The organism is Salipiger sp. D13 (assembly GCF_003703915.1).
GTDB lineage: Bacteria > Pseudomonadota > Alphaproteobacteria > Rhodobacterales > Rhodobacteraceae > Salipiger > Salipiger profundus.
This window is the reverse complement of record NZ_RAPJ01000008.1, coordinates 266,733-284,132: the sequence shown is the minus strand read 5'-3', so window position 1 is coordinate 284,132 and position 17,400 is coordinate 266,733. Positions and strand designations below refer to the sequence as shown.

Here is a 17,400-nt window from a genome sequence, read left to right as displayed (position 1 = left end):
CGGATTTCGGAATGACCCGTCGCTAACGTGGCAAGGTAACGGGGCGATCACCAAACGGTATCGCTTTCGTGACTGCCGCCCCCTGTCCTCAGCCGTTCGCGAACACCGCCTCGAGCTCCGCCTCGCTCATGCCACCGGCGCCGTTGCCGTCTGCGACGAGCCGCGCCGAAAGGCCGGTCAGCCGCGCGTTCAGCGGCGCCGGCGTGTCATGCAGCCGGCCCAGCAGCGCGATCTCGCCGTTGAGGTAGTCGGTCTCGACACTGCCCGCGCCCCGGGCGATGCTCTGGCGGGTCGAACTTCCCGAGCGCGGCACGCCCTCGATCTCGGTGATCTGCATGAACTGCTTGCGCTGCGGATCGTCGAGCCCGACATCCTCGTATCCGATCCCCGCCGCCGCAAAGACCGCGCGCGCCTCGTCCTTGAGACGCTCGGTGAACCGGGCGCGGTCAGCATCGAGCGGCAGCAGGGCGTCGACGATGTTGCCGAGGTTCATCAGGAGCTTGCCGTATTTCGAGTCCATCACCCGATCCGAGAGGATGGTAGCGATGTTGGCCCGGTCGAGCGTCTCTTTCAGCGCGGTGTCCGCCGCGTCGGTGCCCCCCGGATAGCGCCCGAGGACAAGCAGCCCGTAGCAGGGCGCGCCGTGGGTGATGACCTCGCCGGGCTCGAGGTAGGTGGCGGGCATGGCGACCATCGCCCCGTGCACGTTGGGAAAGTAGCGCAGCGCGGCACGCTCGTTGGCCACGCCGTTCTGCAGGCAGACCAGCGGCTGATCGGTCATGCCGGCGGCGCGCAGGTCGCGCAGCGCCGGCTCGGTGTCCTGCCCCTTCACGCAGAGCAGCACGACGTCGTCGGGGCGGAAGGTGATCTCGGACGGATGCGCGACGCAAGGCAGATCCACCTGCGCGCGGCCCTTCGGGCTGACCAGGCGGATGCCGTCGGCGCGGATTGCCTCCAGCATCCGGCCGCGTGCGATGCCGATGACCTCCTGCCCGCTCTCGGCCAGTGCCGCGCCGACCACGCCGCCGATGGCGCCCACGCCGTGAATGATGATCCGCATGTCGCTATCCCCTGTTCAGCTTCGCCCCAAGCGGCCCCAGCCAGAGCCGAAGTGCAACCCCCGGGGCCGACAAAAAAATGCCCCGCCTTTGCGGGCGGGGCGTTTTCTCGTTGCGGCGTGTCGGCTCGTGGGGTGGGCAATATTGCCCACCCTACCGCGATCAGTAGCGGTAGTGCTCGGGCTTGAACGGGCCCTCGGGCGTCACGCCGATATAGGCCGCCTGCTCGGTCGACAGCTGCGTCAGCTTCACGCCGATGCGGTCGAGATGCAGCCGCGCGACTTTCTCGTCGAGGTGCTTGGGCAGGATGTAGACCTTGTTCTCGTAGTCGTCGCCGTTCTTCCAGAGCTCGATCTGTGCCAGCACCTGGTTGGTGAAGGATGCCGACATGACAAAGGACGGGTGGCCGGTGGCGTTGCCGAGGTTCAGCAGGCGCCCCTCGGACAGCAGGATGATGCGCGAGCCCGAGGGCATCTCGATCATGTCGACCTGGTCCTTGATGTTGGTCCACTTGTGGTTCTTCAGCGCGGCGACCTGGATCTCGTTGTCGAAGTGGCCGATGTTGCCAACGATCGCCATGTCCTTCATCTCGCGCATGTGCTCGATGCGGATCACGTCCTTGTTGCCGGTGGTGGTGATGAAGATGTCGGCATCCGCGATCACGTCTTCCAGCAGCACCACCTCGAAGCCGTCCATGGCGGCCTGCAGGGCGCAGATCGGGTCGGCCTCGGTCACCTTGACGCGGGCGCCCGCGCCGGCGAGCGACGCGGCAGAGCCCTTGCCCACGTCGCCGTAACCGCAGACTACGGCGACCTTGCCCGCCATCATCACGTCGGTCGCGCGGCGGATGCCGTCGACCAGCGACTCGCGGCAGCCGTACTTGTTGTCGAACTTCGACTTGGTGACGCTGTCGTTCACGTTGATTGCCGGGAACGGCAGCTGACCGTTCTTGTGCAGCTCATAGAGCCGGTGCACGCCGGTGGTGGTTTCCTCGGACACGCCCTTGATCTGGTCGCGCACCTTGGTGAACCAGCCGGGGGAAGCCTCCATCCGCTTCTTGATCTGCGCCTTGATGACCGACTCTTCCTCGGACTGCGGCACCGGGATGACGTCTTCACCGGCCTCGGCACGGGCCCCGAGCAGCACGTAGAGCGTGGCGTCGCCGCCATCGTCGAGGATCATGTTCGGGCCGTCCTCGAACTGGAACGACTTGTCGAGATAGTCCCAGTGCTCCTCGAGCGTCTGGCCCTTGACCGCGAAGACCGGCGTGCCACCCGCAGCGATGGCGGCGGCGGCGTGGTCCTGTGTCGAGAAGATGTTGCACGACGCCCAGCGCACCTCGGCGCCCAGCGCGACCAGCGTCTCGATGAGACAGGCGGTCTGGATCGTCATGTGAAGCGAGCCCACGATGCGCGCGCCCTTCAGGGGTTTCTCCTCACCGAACTCGGCGCGGCAGGCCATCAGGCCCGGCATCTCGGTTTCCGCGATGTCCAGCTCCTTGCGGCCGAACTCCGCCAGCGAGATGTCCTTGACGATATAGTCGTTTGTCATATGCCTGCACTCCTGTTGGGGCTCCTGCGGGATGCTCTCGTCTTAAAGCTTGCCATGAACGACAACAACAGGGATGCCTTGTGCAATTCCGTACCGCCGGGCAGGAAGGGCTCCATGGATTTCGAACATCGCATCTCGGTAAACGAATACGGGTTCTACTGCGTCCCGGCCGACTACGTGAAGCGCGAAATTCCGAAAATCCTAGCGAACGGTGAGGTTTACGAACCCAATACGCTGCGGCTCATGCAGCGGCGCACCGGAGGCGGCGACATCGTGACAGGCGGCGCCTTCATCGGAGATTTCCTGCCGGCGCTGTCCCGTGCGCTTTCTCCGGGCGCTCAAATCTTCAGCTTCGAACCCAATCCCCTGAGCTTCTCGGCCGCCTGCGAGACCATCGCGCTCAACGATCTGGCCAATGTCACGCTCGCCCCCGTGGCGGTCGGAGAGACCCCGGGCACCCTGCAACTGCAGCTGGCCCGCCCCGGCGGCGACCCCATGGCCGCCCGCGCCCGGATCGTCTCGCCCGAGGCAGAGGGCGATACCCTGCCGGTCGAGGTGACGACGCTCGACACGCTGGTGCCCGCCGGTCGGCGCGTCTCGATCCTGCATCTCGACGTCGAGGGGCACGAGCGCCCGGCGCTGCTTGGGGCCCGCCGCATCGTCGAGCACTGCGCCCCGATGATCGTGCTCGAGGCCGGCCGGCCATGGCAGCGGCAGATGTACGCCGATTTCCTCGCCGAGCAGTTCCCCGACAAGGGCTACCGGCTCTGCGGCGCGATGGAACGCAACGCCTTCTTCCTTCCCCAGACCTGAGGCGATCCGCATGGCACGTCAGACCCGCGCATGGCAACGCATGCTCTCCGGCCGCCGGCTCGATCTTCTCGACCCGACGCCGGTCGACATAGAGATCGAGGACATTGCCCACGGGCTCGCCTTCGTGGCGCGCTGGAACGGCCAGACCGAGGGCGACTTTCCGTATTCCGTGGCCGAACACTCGCTGCTGGTCGAGGCGCTCTTCTCGCGCATGTATCCCGGCGCCAGCCCGGCGCAGCAACTGACCGCGCTGCTGCACGACGCGCCGGAATACGTCATCGGCGACATGATCTCTCCGGTGAAGGCGGCGGTGGGACCGGAATACAAGGAACTCGACAAGCGGCTCGAGGCGGCGATCCACATCCGCTTCGGCCTGCCCGCGATCACGCCCCCGGCGCTGAAGAAACGGATCAAGAAGGCCGATATGGTCTCCGCCTTCATGGAGGCGACGCAGATCGCCGGCTTCCGTGTCGAGGAGGCGCGCCGCTTCTTCGGACGTCCCGCGCCCGAACACATGGAGGGGCTCGACATCCACCTCCGCCCGCCGGTCGAGGTCCGCCGCGCCTTCACCGCCCGCCATCAGGAACTGCTGGAGCAATTGCCATGACCGTCACCACCCGCCGCGCCGGACCGCTCGATGCGCGCCCCATGGCCGAGCTGCTCAACGAGATCATCGAGGTCGGCGGCACCACCGCGATGACCGAGCCGGTCAGCCGCGAGGACCTGATGCGCTGGATGGAGGCCGACCCGCGCAGTATCTGGCATGTCGCCGAAGACCCGGCGGGCGAGATCCTCGGCTTCCAGTGGATCGCGCCGCATCGGGACCACGGCGCGCAGGTCGGCCAGATCGCGACCTTCGCGAAGCACGGCAAGACCGGGCTCGGGATCGGGACGAAGCTTTTCGAGGCGACGAAGGAAGCCGCCCGCGTGGCCGGTTACGCCTGGATCAACGCCGAGATCCGCGCCGACAACGAGGGTGGCCTGATCTACTACCAGAGCCGCGGCTTCGAGGATTACGGGCGTGTCGAGGGCCAGCTGATGGCCAACGGGCAGGTCGTGGACAAGGTGCTGAAACGCTACGACCTGTAGTTCGGGGCAGGCTCCGAACGGCGCGCCGGCGTCAGCGCGGCGAGCGTTTCGCGAGAATGCGCTGAAGGGTGCGGCGGTGCATGTTGAGCCGCCGCGCGGTCTCGGACACATTCCGGTCGCACAGTTCGTAGACCCTCTGGATGTGCTCCCAGCGGACACGGTCGGCGCTCATCGGGTTCTCGGGCGGCGGCGGCAGGTCATCGCCCCGTGCGAGCAACGCGTTGGTGATGTCGGTGGCATCCGCGGGCTTCGACAGGTAGTCGGTCGCGCCGATCTTGACCGCGGCGACGGCGGTGGCGATGGCACCGTAACCCGTCAGCACGACGATCCGGGAATCCGGCCGCCGCTCACGAAGCACCTCGACCACGTCGAGCCCGTTGCCGTCCTCGAGCCGCAGGTCGACCACGGCGTAGGCGGGCGGGCGCGCTGTCGCGATGGCGGTGCCCCCGGCGACCGAGTCCGCCGTCTCGACCTCGAAACCACGTTTTTCCATGGCCTTTGCAAGCCGGCGCAGAAAGGGCTCGTCGTCGTCGACCAGAAGCAGCGACCGGTCGTCGCCAAGCTCTTCATACGTCTGTTCCGCCACTGAGAGATCCCCAAATCCTGTTCGCCGCACTGGATGTTTCTATTATCCCGCGGGCGCCTAGCGGTCAAACCTGCAATGGCGCGGACGCGTTCACATACGGTCGATGTAGCAGGCGGCGCGCTCGGCCAGCTGCTCTGGCGGCATGTCCCGGCGGAAGTACTCGACGAAGCCATGACCGGGCAGCACGAGGTAGGTGAAGGTCGAATGATCGACCAGGTAGTACTCGTCGTCGGCGGGCTGCTTCTTGAAGTAGGTCCGGTAGGTCTGGCTCGCCGCCCTCACCTGCTCGGGCGAGCCGGTGAGACCGATCATGTCCTCGCTGATGTTGGCGGCGAAATCGCCCACCACCTCGGGCGTATCCCGCTCGGGGTCGATCGAGATGAAGACCGTCTGCGCGTCGTAGCCGCGCCCCTTCAGCACATCGACCGCGTCGGCGTTGCGCACCGTGTCGAGCGGGCAGACGTCGGGGCAGAAGGTGTAGCCGAAGTAGAGCAGCGTCGGCTCGGTGATCACGTCCTCGTCGGTGACCGTCTTGCCCTCGGCGTTCAGCAGCTCGAACGGGCCGCCGATCTGGTCGGCACCGCCGGCGATGGTGCTCGCCCGGCAGGGCTCGAACGGATCGGTCGCGGTGCTGGCCGCGCGGGTATAGAGCCAGACGCCCCCCACCGCGACGGCGAGAACGAGGGTGGCGGCGACGGCGATGATCCAGCGCATGAGCTGACTCCGGGAGATGCGATTGCGAAAGCGACGGCGCAGACCTATCAATTGGGGCGCCACCATCACAAGTGACGAAAGCGCGCAGATGAGCCAGACCGACCTCGGACTGCTGGACGAGGGCCAGCGCAGCAACTTCATCCGGTTGCGCACCATGATTCTCCTGCGGTGGGTGGCCATCGCCGGCCAGCTCATCGCGATCTCGGTCGCGCGCCAGCTCTACGACCTGCAGCTCGACCTCGGCATGTGCTATCTTGCCGTGGGCATCGCGGTGGCCGGCAACCTCGTGGCGATGTTCGTCTTTCCCGAGAACAAGCGGCTCTCGGAAACCGAGAACTTCCTGATGGTCATGTTCGACCTGTTGCAGCTGTGCTTCCTGCTGTTCCTGACGGGCGGGCTGAACAACCCCTTCTCGCTGCTGGTCATCGCGCCGGTCACGGTGTCGGCGGCGGTACTGTCCCGGCGCTCGACCGTGCTGCTGAACGTCACCGCCTTCGTCTTCATCTCGCTCATGGCCTTCCTGCACGTGCCGCTGCAGACAGACGACGGCCTGACGCTCGAACTTCCGCGCGTGTTCATCTTCGGACAGTGGGTCGCCATCACCATCGCGCTGGTCTTCATCTCGGTCTACGCGCGGCGGATCACCACCGAGATGAACACCATGTCCGACGCGCTCATCGCCACGCAGATGGCGCTGGCGCGCGCGCAGAAGCTCAACGATCTCGGCGGGGTCGTTGCGGCGGCCGCGCACGAACTGGGCACGCCGCTGGCCACCATCAAGCTGACCTCGGCCGAGCTGATCGAGGATCTCGACGACCATCCCGACCTGCAGGACGACGCGCGGCTCATTCGCGAGCAGGCCGACCGCTGCCGCGACATCCTCCGCAGCATGGGGCGCGCCGGAAAGGACGACCTGCACATGCACCAGGCACCGCTGGCCGAGGTCATCCGGGAAGCCGCCGAGCCGCACGAGAACCGCGGCAAGCAGATCACCATAGAGGAACGCCCCGAACCCGCCTCGGCGCCCCACCCGCAGATCCTGCGCCGCCCGGAGGTCATCCACGGGTTGCGCAACCTCATTCAGAACGCGGTGGATTTCGCCCGCAGCCAGGTCTGGGTCGAGGTCATCTGGACCGAGGCACGCATCACCGTGCGCATCCTCGACGACGGGCAGGGCTTTCCGCCACATCTCATCGGACGGCTCGGCGACCCGCTCATGCGGCGTCGGCGCAGCGAGAGCGAGCGGCGCAGCCGACCCGAGTACGAGGGCATGGGGCTGGGCCTGTTCATCGCGAAGACGCTGCTGGAACGCAGCGGCGCCGAGCTGAGCTTTGCCAATGGCGCCGACCCGTTCGTCGGGTCCGAAAAGGGCGAGCGGCGCGGCGCCATCGTCGAGGTCACCTGGCCTCGCGCGGCCATCGAACCGCCGCGGCGTGCTCCGGGCGATCCCGTCGGCGAGAACCCCCGTATCGAGGCCTGAAACCAATATATTTTCACGCCCTCCGCCATCTACCGGATATGTCACAAGACATGTGTTAACGAATAATTAACTATCTGCTCATAACTACGAACGTCGGAATGACGGAAGACTGGTTGGACGAGTGGACCATGTAACTGCACTTGCGATCGGCCTCGGTGCCGCGATCGCCGGAGTTGTGAGCGGATATCTCTTTCGCATGAGCCAGCGCAGTGAGCGGCGATCTCCAGATCCCGTGGCACAGGCTGCGGCTCCGACGGAAATGGTCCTGCGGGATGGTGTGCTGGTCGACACCACCACGCAGGCACGAGCGCTGCTCGACATCGGCCCGCATGAAACCCTTGCCTGGGAAGAGGTCCGCGCGGCGCTCAGGCCGTTCTTCGGCCCTATTCCAGCAGATCCCGACTCTTCGCAGATGATTCTTCCTGCGCCAGACGACCCCGAAACGCGGCTCGAGATCACCAGCGGGGGCGGGCGCCGGCATCTTTCGATTTCCGCGCCACCGGTCGGCGCCGGGGACCGGCTGCGCTGGCGCGTCGGGGCGCGCGAGCTTGCACTGCTACGTCAGGTGATGACGCGCACCCCTGCGCCCGCCTGGCTTTCGGATGACGAAAACCGGGTCATCTGGAGCAATGCCGCCTATACCGACCTCTGCACGCAACAGGGCGCGGACCCAGCCACGCCGCCCTTCACCCTTCTGCCCGGCGACGACCTCGAGGACAGGGTCACCCGCGCCAGCATCCCGACGCAGGAGGGCACGGCGCTCAGCTGGTACGAGATCCAGTCCTGCCGCATTCCGGACGGTCGCCTGCATTTCGCCCAGAACATCGACGCCGCGATCGAGGCGGAGACCGCACAGCGAACCTTCCTTCAGACGCTGACCAAGATCTTCGCCCATCTGCCCATCGCGCTCGCCGTGTTCGACCGCAAGCACCGGCTGGTCCTGTTCAACCCCGCGCTCATCGACCTGACCCGGCTCTCCGCAGAGTTCCTGAGCGGGCGGCCCAACCTGCTCACCTTCTTCGACATGCTGCGCGAACAGCACATGATGCCCGAGCCCAAGGACTACGGAAGCTGGCGCGAGCACCTGCAGGACGTCATCAACGCGGCCAGCAGCGACCACTATGTCGAGACCTGGAACCTGCCCTCGGGGCTGACCTACCGGATCACCGGGCGACCGCATCCCGACGCCGGCATCGCCTTCCTGATCGAGGACATCTCGGCCGAGATTTCGCTGACCCGTGGCTACCGGCAGGAAATCGAGATCACCCAGTCGGTCCTCGAAACGCTCGAGGATGCGGTGGTGGTCTTCTCGCAGCTCGGGCACCTGACCTTCTGCAACGCGGCCTACCGTGCGCTCTGGGGCGACGAGACCGAGGCCACCATCTCCGCCACCGACATCGCCGAGGCGACGCGCTCGTGGCAATCGTCCTGCCATCCGAGCCCGATCTGGGGCGACCTGCGCGAATTCGTGCTGACGCTGCGCGACCGCGCCGGCTGGGACGCCGAGATCCACACGATCGCCGGAGAGCGCCTGTTCTGCCGGGCCGAACCGCTGGCCGGCGGTGCGACGCTGGTGCGCTTCAGCCCGATGCCCTGCGGCATCGTCCGCCAGTGCAGGAACGTCCTGCAATCCCACGCCTGAACCCGCTTGCGCCGCCGCAGTCGCAAGGTATCTTGCGGCCATGACGTCGCCGCGCGCCCAGCTTACCCTGCACTCGCCCGAAGAGACCTGCGCCCTGGCCGAAAGGCTCTCGGCCAGCCTGCGGCCGGGGGATGTGCTGCTGCTGTCCGGTGGAATCGGCGCGGGCAAGACCCATTTCGCCCGGTGCCTGATCCACGCGCTGCAGGAGGCTCCCGAAGACGTGCCCTCGCCCACCTTCACGCTGGTGCAGGTCTACGACACGGGGGCGGGCGAGCTCTGGCACGCCGACCTCTACCGCCTCTCGGACCCGGACCAATGCGTCGAACTCGGCCTGACCGACGCCTTCGAAGACGCGATCTGCCTTGTCGAATGGCCCGACCGACTCGAGGATCTGGCGCCCGGAAACGCGCTCTCGCTCGACTTCACGACGGACGAGCGCGAGACCGTGCGCCACCTTGCCATGCGCTGGACCGATCCGCGCTGGGACACGCGCGCCGGGTCGCTCGCGGCATGATCGACGATTTCCTGAAGACGGCGGGCTGGGGCGATGCCGCCCTCACGCCACTTGCCGGGGATGCCTCGGCCCGGCGCTACAGCCGGCTGCACCATGGGAATGACACCGCCATCCTGATGGACGACCCCGAGGGTGACACCGGCCTCTTTGCCCGGCTGGCGCGGCACCTCCGCGGGCTCGGTCTCAGCGCGCCGGAGATCCTTGCCGAGGCGCCGGGGCTGCTGCTTCTGGAAGACCTCGGTGACGGGCTGATCGCGCGTCTTGCCACGGATGCCGAGAGCGAAAAGCGGCTCTATCTCTGCGCAACAGACGCGCTTGTCGCCTTGCACCGCCACCCGCCGCCCTCCGATCTTCCGGTCGCCGACCCGGCACGGCTGGCGGCGATGACCGACCTCGCCTTCTCGGTCTACGCGGCCAATGCCGGCACGCCCATCGCGCCGGAGATCATGCACGAATGCGCCGCCGCCTTCGAGCGGGCGCTGCTCGCCCATGCCCCCGAAACCGACGTGATGATCCTGCGCGACTATCACGCCGAGAACATTCTCTGGCTGCCCGACCGCGAGGGCGCCGCCCGCGCCGGCCTGCTCGACTTCCAGGACGCGCTTCAGGGGCACCGCGCCTACGATCTCGTGTCACTGGTCGAGGACGCCCGCCGCGATGTGTCGCCCGAGACCGCCGAGGCGGCCATTCGACACTATCTCGCCGCAACCGGCCTGCCCGAGGCACCGTTCCGCGCCGCGCTTGCGGTGCTCGGCGCCCAGCGCAACCTGCGCATCCTGGGCGTGTTCGCGCGGCTGGCCGCCGCGCGTGGCAAACCCGGCTACATCGACTTGGTCCCCCGTGTATGGCGGCACCTGCAAACGGACCTGCAGCACCCGGCACTCTCCGAGGTCGCCGGCCTGCTGCGCGGCGCCCTGCCCGCCCCAACTCCTGACGTTCTGCAAAGGCTGAAATCTCCATGCCCGACGCGCTGATGCTCTTCGCCGCCGGCTTCGGCACCCGCATGGGCGCGCTCACCGCCGACCGGCCCAAGCCGTTGGTCGAGGTCGCTGGCAAGCCGCTCATCGACCACGCGCTCGACCTTGCCGAGGGGGTCGGGCCGCTGCGCCGGGTCGCCAACGCGCATTACCGCGCCGACCAGCTTGCCGCCCATCTCGACGGCCGCGACGTGGCCCTCTCGCGTGAGGAGCCCGAGATCCTCGATACCGGCGGTGGCCTTCGCGCCGCTTTGCCCCTGCTCGGCCCCGACCCGGTCTTCGCGCTCAACACAGATGCCGTCTGGTCCGGCCCCAATCCGCTGCGGCTGCTGGCCGAGGCATGGGATCCCGAGCGCATGGACGCGCTGCTCCTCTGCGTGCCGGTCGCCCGCGCCATCGGCCGCAAGGGTGGCGGCGATTTCACCGTCGGCACCGATGGCCGGCTCAGCCGGGGCGGCGATGCGGTCTACACCGGGGCGCAGATCATCAGGACCGACGGGCTTGCCAGCGTCCCGGAGCCGGTCTTCTCGCTCAACCTTCTGTGGAACGCCATGGCGACCGAGAACCGGCTCTACGGCCTGCCCTACCCCGGCCAATGGTGCGACGTGGGCCACCCCGAGGGGATCACGCTGGCCGAAGACATGCTCCGCGCCGATGTTTGAGCCGTCCGACCGCCCCCGCGTCTTCGCGCTTGCCCCCGGCGTCGACTTCCCCGCCGCGCTGGTCGAGGGCTTGCGGGCCCGCATGGCCGGGCAGCCGCCCGAGGCAATGGCCCGCGTCGAGCTGATCGTGAACACCACCCGCATGGCACGGCGCATCCGGCAGATCTTCGACGAGGGCCCGGCGACCCTGATGCCGCGGATGCGGATGCTCGGCAATGTCGCCGACCCGATCTCGCTGTCGCACCTGCCGCCACCGGTCTCACCGCTGCGCCGGCGGCTCGAGCTGACGGGACTGGTGTCGAAACTGCTCGACGCGCAGCCGGACCTCGCCCCGCGCACGGCGCTGTTCGATCTGGCCGACAGTCTCGCCACGCTGATGGACGAGATGCAGGACGAAGGCGTCTTTCCCGACGATATCGCCGCGCTCGACGTGAGCGACGAATCCGGCCACTGGCAGCGCGCGCTCACGTTTTTCAACATCGTGCAGCAGTATTTCGGCGATACGCCCGAGGCGCCCGACGTGAACGCCTTTCGGCGTCTTGCGCTGGAACAGAGACTGAGGGACTGGGAAGAGCAGCCGCCCGAGCACCCGGTGATCCTTGCCGGCTCGACCGGATCGCGGGGGATGACCAACCGGCTGATGCAGGCGGTCTCGAAGCTGCCGCAGGGCGCGCTGGTGCTGCCGGGCTTCGACTTCGACACGCCGCAAGCGGTCTGGGACGGGCTGACCGACGCGCTCTCGGGCGAGGATCACCCGCAGTTCCGCTTTGCCCGGCTGATGCACGATCTCGGCTTCACCGCGGACACGCTTCCGCGCTGGTCCGACACGCCCGAACCGAACCCGGGGCGCAACCGGCTGGTCTCGCTGGCGCTGCGGCCCGCGCCGGTCACTGACCAGTGGCGCGACGAGGGACCGAAACTGCCCGATCTCGTGGCCGCCACCGATGACCTGACGCTGCTCGAGGCGCCGACCCAGCGCGACGAGGCCACGGCCATCGCCATGCGCCTGCGCAAGGCCGCCGAAGAGGGTGTGACCGCCGCGCTGATCACACCCGACCGGATGCTGACACGGCAGGTCACGGCGGCGCTCGACCGGTGGAACATCCTGCCCGACGACAGCGCCGGCACGCCGTTGCAGCTGACCCCGCCGGGCCGCTTCCTGCGCCATGTTGCGAGCCTGTTCCAGCAGGATCTTTCCGCCGAGGCGCTGCTCACCCTGCTCAAGCATCCGCTCACCCACTCCGGCCACGATCGCGGCGCACACCTGCGCGCCACACGCGAGCTCGAGCTGCACATCCGCGACAAGTCATGGCCCTATCCGCAGCCCGAGAAGCTGCGCGAATGGGGCAATGCCAACGAGATGGGTGCCTGGGCCGACTGGGTCGCCGACTGTTTCTGCCAGCCGCCGGTGCCGGGCACGCGCTCCCTGTCCGACTGGCTCGACACCCATGTCGCCCGCGCCGAGTCCATCGCCACAGGTCCGGAGGGCACCGACTCGGAGCTGTGGAAGGAACGCGCCGGACGCAAGACCCGCGCCGTGGTCGAGGGGCTGCAGGCCGAGGCGGGCTTCGGCACCGATCTCGATGCCCGCGACTACGCCGACCTGTTCAACGCGGTCCTGTCACGCGAAGAGCTGCGCGACCGCGATGCGCCGCACCCGAAGATCCTCATCTGGGGCACGCTCGAGGCGCGCGTGATGGGCGCAGACCTGCTGATCCTCGGCGGGCTCAACGAAGGCTCGTGGCCCGAGCTGCCCGGCGCCGATCCGTGGCTCAACCGGCGGATGCGGCACAAGGCGGGTCTGCTCGTGCCCGAGCGCCGCATCGGTCTGGCCGCGCATGACTTCCAGCAGGCAGTGGCCGCCCCCGAGGTCTGGCTGACCCGCGCGCTCAAGTCGGACGATGCCGAGACCGTCCCCTCGCGCTGGGTGAACCGGCTGATGAACCTGATGAACGGTCTGCCCGGACAGAACGGCCCGCAGGCCCTCAGGGCGATGCAAACCCGTGGCGCCGACTGGCTGGGGCTGGTGCGCGCGCTCGAGACACCGGAACCGAGCCCGCCCGCCACGCGCCCCTCGCCCGCCCCGCCGGTCGAGGCACGGCCGCGCAGCCTCTCGGTGACCGAGATCAAGACACTGATCCGCGATCCCTTCCACATCTACGCCAAGAGGGTGCTGCGGCTGCGGCAGCTGAACCCGCTGCAACGCGCCCCCGACGCGCTGCTGCGCGGCACGCTGATCCACGAGGTGCTGGAGCAGTTCGTCAAGGAAAGCGTCTCTGATCCGGCCCGGCTCGAGGTCTCGGAGCTGATGCGCATGGCCGGCGAGATCCTCGGCGATCCCGCGATCGTGCCCTACCCGACCACGCGCCACCTGTGGACCTCGCGGATCGGCCGGGTTGCCGAGTGGTTCGTAGAGACCGAGCGCGCGCGGCAGGCCATCGCGCACCCGACCCATTTCGAACAGATGGGATACGGCGAGATTCCGGCGCTTGGCTTCACGTTGCGCGGCAAGGCCGACCGGATCGACATCGACGAGCGGGGCAACGCGCATCTCTACGACTACAAGACCGGCAACGCGCCCAGCGCCAAGGAACAGCGGCACTTCGACAAGCAGCTTCTGCTCGAGGCCGCCATGGTCGAACGCGGCGCCTTCCGCGAGTTGCAGCCTCGGCACACCGAACGGGCGGTCTTCGTCGCGCTCGGCAGCACCCCGAAAGAGGTGCCCGCGCCGCTCGACGAGGTGCCGGCGGCGCAGGTCTGGGCCGAGTTCGAGACGCTCATCACCCGCTGGTTCGAGCGCGACCGGGGCTACACCGCCCGCGCCGCGCTGCTGAAGGAAAAGGACGTGTCCGACTACGATCACCTTGCCCGTTTCGGAGAGTGGGACGTGATCGACCCGGCCGACCGCGAGGAACTGGAATGAAACGCGACGAGGCGAGCGAAGCGCAGGTCCGCGCGGCCCGGCCCGACAGCTCGACTTGGCTGTCGGCCAACGCGGGCTCGGGCAAGACGCGTGTGCTGACCGACCGGGTGGCACGGCTGCTGCTCGACGGGGTGCTGCCCGAGCACATCCTCTGCCTGACCTACACCAAGGCGGCGGCGACCGAGATGCAGAACCGCCTGTTCCGGCGGCTTGGCGACTGGGCCATGCGCGACGACGAGGCACTGCGCGACGAACTGCGCACGCTTGGCCTCGACGGTCCGCTGCCGCCGGAACGGCTGGCCGACGCGCGCACGCTCTTCGCCCGCGCCATCGAGACGCCGGGCGGGCTGCGCATCCAGACGATCCACTCGTTTTGCGCGAGCCTGTTGCGGCGCTTCCCGCTCGAGGCCGGCGTGTCGCCGCAGTTCCACGAGATGGAGGACCGCGCCGCGCAGCTTCTGCGGGCCGACGTGCTCGACCGGCTGTCCGAGGGTCCGCACGGGCACCTTGTCGCGGAGTTGTCGACCTGGCTCACCGCCGACCCCGATCCGCTGCTGGCCGAGCTCTGCGCCACCCGCGAAGCGTTCCTGCCGCCCCGCGCGCCCGAGGAGGTGCTGGCGCTCTACGGCCTTGCTCCCGAAGACGACGCCGAAACCCTGCTCGACCGGGTCTTCCTTGGGGGCGAAATCGAGTTCATCGCGGAAATCGTGCCACACCTGCGGGGCTCCGGGGCCAACGATTCCAAGGCCGGCGCCGCGCTTTCCGCCGTGACAGAGCCGTCTTTCGCCGCGCTCGAGATCCTCGAGTCGGTGTTCCTGACCGGCAAGTCCGCCAAGGAGCCGTTCACCGCGAAGCTGGGCAGTTTCCCCACCAAGGGCCTGCGCACCGGCGCGCTCGAACCGCTCATGCCCCGGCTCGAAGACTTCATGCGGCGGGTCGAAGCCGCGCGGGAAACCCGTCTCGCACTGGTCTCGGCCCGGCGCGAGCTGGCGCTGCACCGCTTCGCGCAGGTCTTCCTGCCCGCCTACGAGGACGAGAAACAGCGCCGGGGCTGGCTCGACTTCGACGACCTCGTGACGCGGGCGCGCGACCTGCTGTCGGACGACCGGGTCGCGGAATGGGTGCTCTACCGGCTCGACGGCGGCATCGACCACATCCTCGTGGACGAGGCGCAGGACACCTCGCCAGTGCAATGGCAGGTGATCGAGCGGCTGGCACACGAGTTCACCAGCGGCGAGGGCGCGCGCGCCGACGTGCGGCGCACGATCTTCGTGGTGGGCGACAAGAAGCAGTCGATCTACAGCTTCCAGGGCGCCGACCCGCGCGAGTTCGACCGCATGTGCGACGAGTTCTCGGAACGGCTGAAGCGCACCGAGGCGCCGCTGTCGCGGATGATGCTGGAATACAGCTTCCGCTCGGCCGCGCCGATCCTGCGGGTCGTGGACAACACCTTCGAGGGCCGCGAGGCCGCCGGATTTTCGCCGGACCAGACCCACCGGGCGTTCAAGAGCGAGATGCCGGGGCGCGTCGACCTCTGGCCACACGTGGACCGGACCAAGGACGAAGGCGAAGAGGGCGACTGGTTCGAGCCGGTGGACCGGGTCGGTGCGCAGCATCATTCGGTGATCCTTGCCAACCGCATCGCCGGCTTCATCGACGACACCATCGGCACCCCGCTGCCCGAGGAGATCGGCCACAGCGGCACCTACCGGGCGCGCCCCGCCCATGCCGGAGACTTCCTGATCCTCGTGCGCGGACGCGGCACGCTCTTCACCGAGATCATCCGCGCCTGCAAGCAGCGCGGCCTGCCCATCGCGGGCGCCGACCGACTCAAGGTGATGTCCGAGCTCGCGGTGAAGGACATCGGCGCCCTGCTGGCCTTTCTCGCCACGCCCGAGGACGACCTGTCGCTTGCCACGGCGCTGCGCTCGCCGCTGTTCGGCCTGTCGCAGCAGGATCTCTTCACCCTCGCGCATCCGCGCAAGGGCTATCTCTGGGCCGCGTTGCGCGGAAACAGGGACGCATTCCCGCAGGCGATGGCGGTGCTCGACGACCTGCGCAGCCAGACCGACTTCCTGCGGCCCTACGACCTGATCGAGCGCATCCTGACCCGGCACGGCGGCCGGGCGCGGCTTCTGGGCCGGCTCGGGGAAGAGGCCGAGGACGGCATCAACGCGCTGCTCGGGCAGGCACTGGCCTACGAGCAGACCGAGGTGCCCTCGCTCACCGGGTTCCTCGAGTGGATGCAGACCGACGATCTCGAGATCAAGCGCGCCCCGGACAGCGCCGGGCAGCGCATCCGCGTGATGACGGTGCATGGCGCCAAGGGCCTCGAGGCGCCCATCGTGATCCTGCCCGATTGCGCCCAGCCCCGCACCGACATCCGCGACCAGCTGCTCGACGGCGAGACCGGCACAGTCTGGAAGACCGGCGCCGAGGCCCAACCGAGGGTTCAGGCCGAGGCCCTGCAGGCCGCCAAGGACGCAGATGCCCGCGAGCGCGACCGGCTGCTCTACGTCGCGCTGACCCGGGCCGAGAAATGGCTCGTGGTCGCCGCCGCCGGCGAGCTCGGCAAGGACGGGCTGTCCTGGTACGAACAGGTGAAGGCCGGGATGGAGCGCTCGGGTGCCGAGACCGCCCGCTTCGATTTCGGCGGCTGGGGCGCCGACGAAGGCCTGCGGCTCGGCGATGCCGACTGGTCGGCTCTGCCGCTCGAAACCGTCTCCGAAGACGCCCGCAGCGCCCCGGTGCTGCCCGAGGTCTACAAGACCCCCGCCACGCCGCCCGAGGCTCTGCCCGGCGCGGTCAGCCCCTCGGACCTTGGTGGCGCGAAGGCGCTTGGCGGCGAGGACGGGCTCGACCAGGACGAGGCGATGCTGCGCGGCACGGTGCTGCACCTGCTGCTCGAACATCTCTCGGCGCTGCCGCAGGAGGCCCGCGCCGCCGCCGCGCCGCATGTGCTCGCCATCGCCGAGGAGCTGCCCGAGGAAACGGAATCTCTGGTGCAGAGCGCGCTCGACGTGCTCTCGGCCGAGGCGCTGCGCCCGATCTTCGCGCCCGAGACGCTGGCCGAGGTCCCGGTGACCGCCGAGATCGACGGCCTTGGCCGCATCCACGGCATCATCGACCGGCTTCAGGTCACCCCTGAGCGGGTCGTGGCGGTGGATTTCAAGACCAACCGCACCGTGCCCGAGCGCCCCGAGGACGTGCCCGAGGGGCTGTTGCGGCAGATGGGCGCCTATGCCGCCGCGCTGGCAAAGATCTGGCCGGGCCGTGCCATCGAGACGGGCATCCTGTGGACCGAGCGCAGCAGTTACATGGCCCTGCCACACGATCTTGTGTCTGCCGCGCTGGCGCGCGCTACAACGGCTTGACGATTCTGCGGCCCCTA

General features: G+C 68.4%; 14 protein-coding genes. 10 read left to right on the top strand and 4 right to left on the bottom strand.

The genetic code is table 11. The features are described 5' to 3' along the window. Positions 1-88: 88 nt before the first annotated feature. Complete coding sequence (locus D6860_RS19225; protein ID WP_076622994.1) at positions 89-1,060, bottom strand: ketopantoate reductase family protein; 972 nt, start codon at positions 1,058-1,060, stop codon at positions 89-91. A gap of 160 nt (positions 1,061-1,220) precedes the next feature. After that, on the bottom strand, positions 1,221-2,609 hold the full coding sequence (gene ahcY / locus D6860_RS19220) for an adenosylhomocysteinase (RefSeq protein WP_076622993.1): 1,389 nt from the start codon (positions 2,607-2,609) through the stop codon (positions 1,221-1,223). 114 nt (positions 2,610-2,723) lie between these two features. Here ahcY and D6860_RS19215 point away from each other — a divergent pair, with 114 nt between their 5' ends. From D6860_RS19215 to D6860_RS19205, 3 genes are read left to right on the top strand one after another with little or no spacing between them, the layout of a single operon-like run. Continuing rightward, positions 2,724-3,422, top strand: a complete 699-nt coding sequence (locus tag D6860_RS19215; protein WP_076622992.1) for an FkbM family methyltransferase — start codon at positions 2,724-2,726, stop codon at positions 3,420-3,422. 10 nt (positions 3,423-3,432) lie between these two features. Beyond that, a complete protein-coding gene (locus D6860_RS19210; RefSeq protein WP_017469609.1) occupies positions 3,433-4,029 on the top strand; it encodes an HD domain-containing protein in 597 nt (198 codons plus the stop codon). Next, complete coding sequence (locus D6860_RS19205) at positions 4,026-4,511, top strand: GNAT family N-acetyltransferase (protein WP_076622991.1); 486 nt, start codon at positions 4,026-4,028, stop codon at positions 4,509-4,511. The genes D6860_RS19210 and D6860_RS19205 overlap by 4 nt, the downstream gene beginning before the upstream one ends. A 31-nt stretch (positions 4,512-4,542) precedes the next feature. Here D6860_RS19205 and D6860_RS19200 read toward each other — a convergent pair whose 3' ends face one another. Further along, entirely contained in the window at positions 4,543-5,097 is a 555-nt protein-coding gene (locus tag D6860_RS19200; RefSeq protein WP_017467144.1) for an ActR/PrrA/RegA family redox response regulator transcription factor, read from the bottom strand. A gap of 90 nt (positions 5,098-5,187) precedes the next feature. Then, on the bottom strand, positions 5,188-5,811 hold the full coding sequence (locus tag D6860_RS19195; RefSeq protein WP_017467143.1) for an SCO family protein: 624 nt from the start codon (positions 5,809-5,811) through the stop codon (positions 5,188-5,190). Between the two features lie 88 nt (positions 5,812-5,899). Between D6860_RS19195 and regB the strand changes: the two genes are divergently transcribed. The 7 genes from regB (at position 5,900) to addA (ending at position 17,383) form a co-directional block, all read left to right on the top strand. Next, positions 5,900-7,291 (top strand): sensor histidine kinase RegB, encoded by a 1,392-nt coding sequence (gene regB / locus D6860_RS19190; protein WP_017467142.1) that lies wholly within the window; start codon positions 5,900-5,902, stop codon positions 7,289-7,291. A 196-nt stretch (positions 7,292-7,487) separates the two neighbouring features. Further along, positions 7,488-8,933 carry a PAS-domain containing protein gene (locus D6860_RS19185; RefSeq protein WP_083697776.1) on the top strand — a complete coding sequence of 482 codons (1,446 nt, stop codon included), beginning with the start codon at positions 7,488-7,490 and terminating at the stop codon, positions 8,931-8,933. Positions 8,934-8,973: 40 nt separating this feature from the next. Beyond that, positions 8,974-9,447, top strand: a complete 474-nt coding sequence (gene tsaE / locus D6860_RS19180; RefSeq protein ID WP_017469810.1) for a tRNA (adenosine(37)-N6)-threonylcarbamoyltransferase complex ATPase subunit type 1 TsaE — start codon at positions 8,974-8,976, stop codon at positions 9,445-9,447. Further along, positions 9,444-10,421, top strand: a complete 978-nt coding sequence (locus tag D6860_RS19175) for an aminoglycoside phosphotransferase family protein (protein ID WP_076622989.1) — start codon at positions 9,444-9,446, stop codon at positions 10,419-10,421. Before tsaE ends, D6860_RS19175 begins: the two co-directional genes overlap by 4 nt. Continuing rightward, positions 10,406-11,086, top strand: a complete 681-nt coding sequence (locus D6860_RS19170; RefSeq protein WP_076622988.1) for a nucleotidyltransferase family protein — start codon at positions 10,406-10,408, stop codon at positions 11,084-11,086. The genes D6860_RS19175 and D6860_RS19170 overlap by 16 nt, the downstream gene beginning before the upstream one ends. Next, positions 11,079-14,009: a double-strand break repair protein AddB gene (gene addB, locus D6860_RS19165; protein WP_076622987.1), complete on the top strand. Its 2,931-nt coding sequence runs from the start codon at positions 11,079-11,081 to the stop codon at positions 14,007-14,009. The genes D6860_RS19170 and addB overlap by 8 nt, the downstream gene beginning before the upstream one ends. Then, entirely contained in the window at positions 14,006-17,383 is a 3,378-nt protein-coding gene (gene addA, locus D6860_RS19160; RefSeq protein WP_076622986.1) for a double-strand break repair helicase AddA, read from the top strand. Before addB ends, addA begins: the two co-directional genes overlap by 4 nt. Positions 17,384-17,400: the final 17 nt, after the last annotated feature.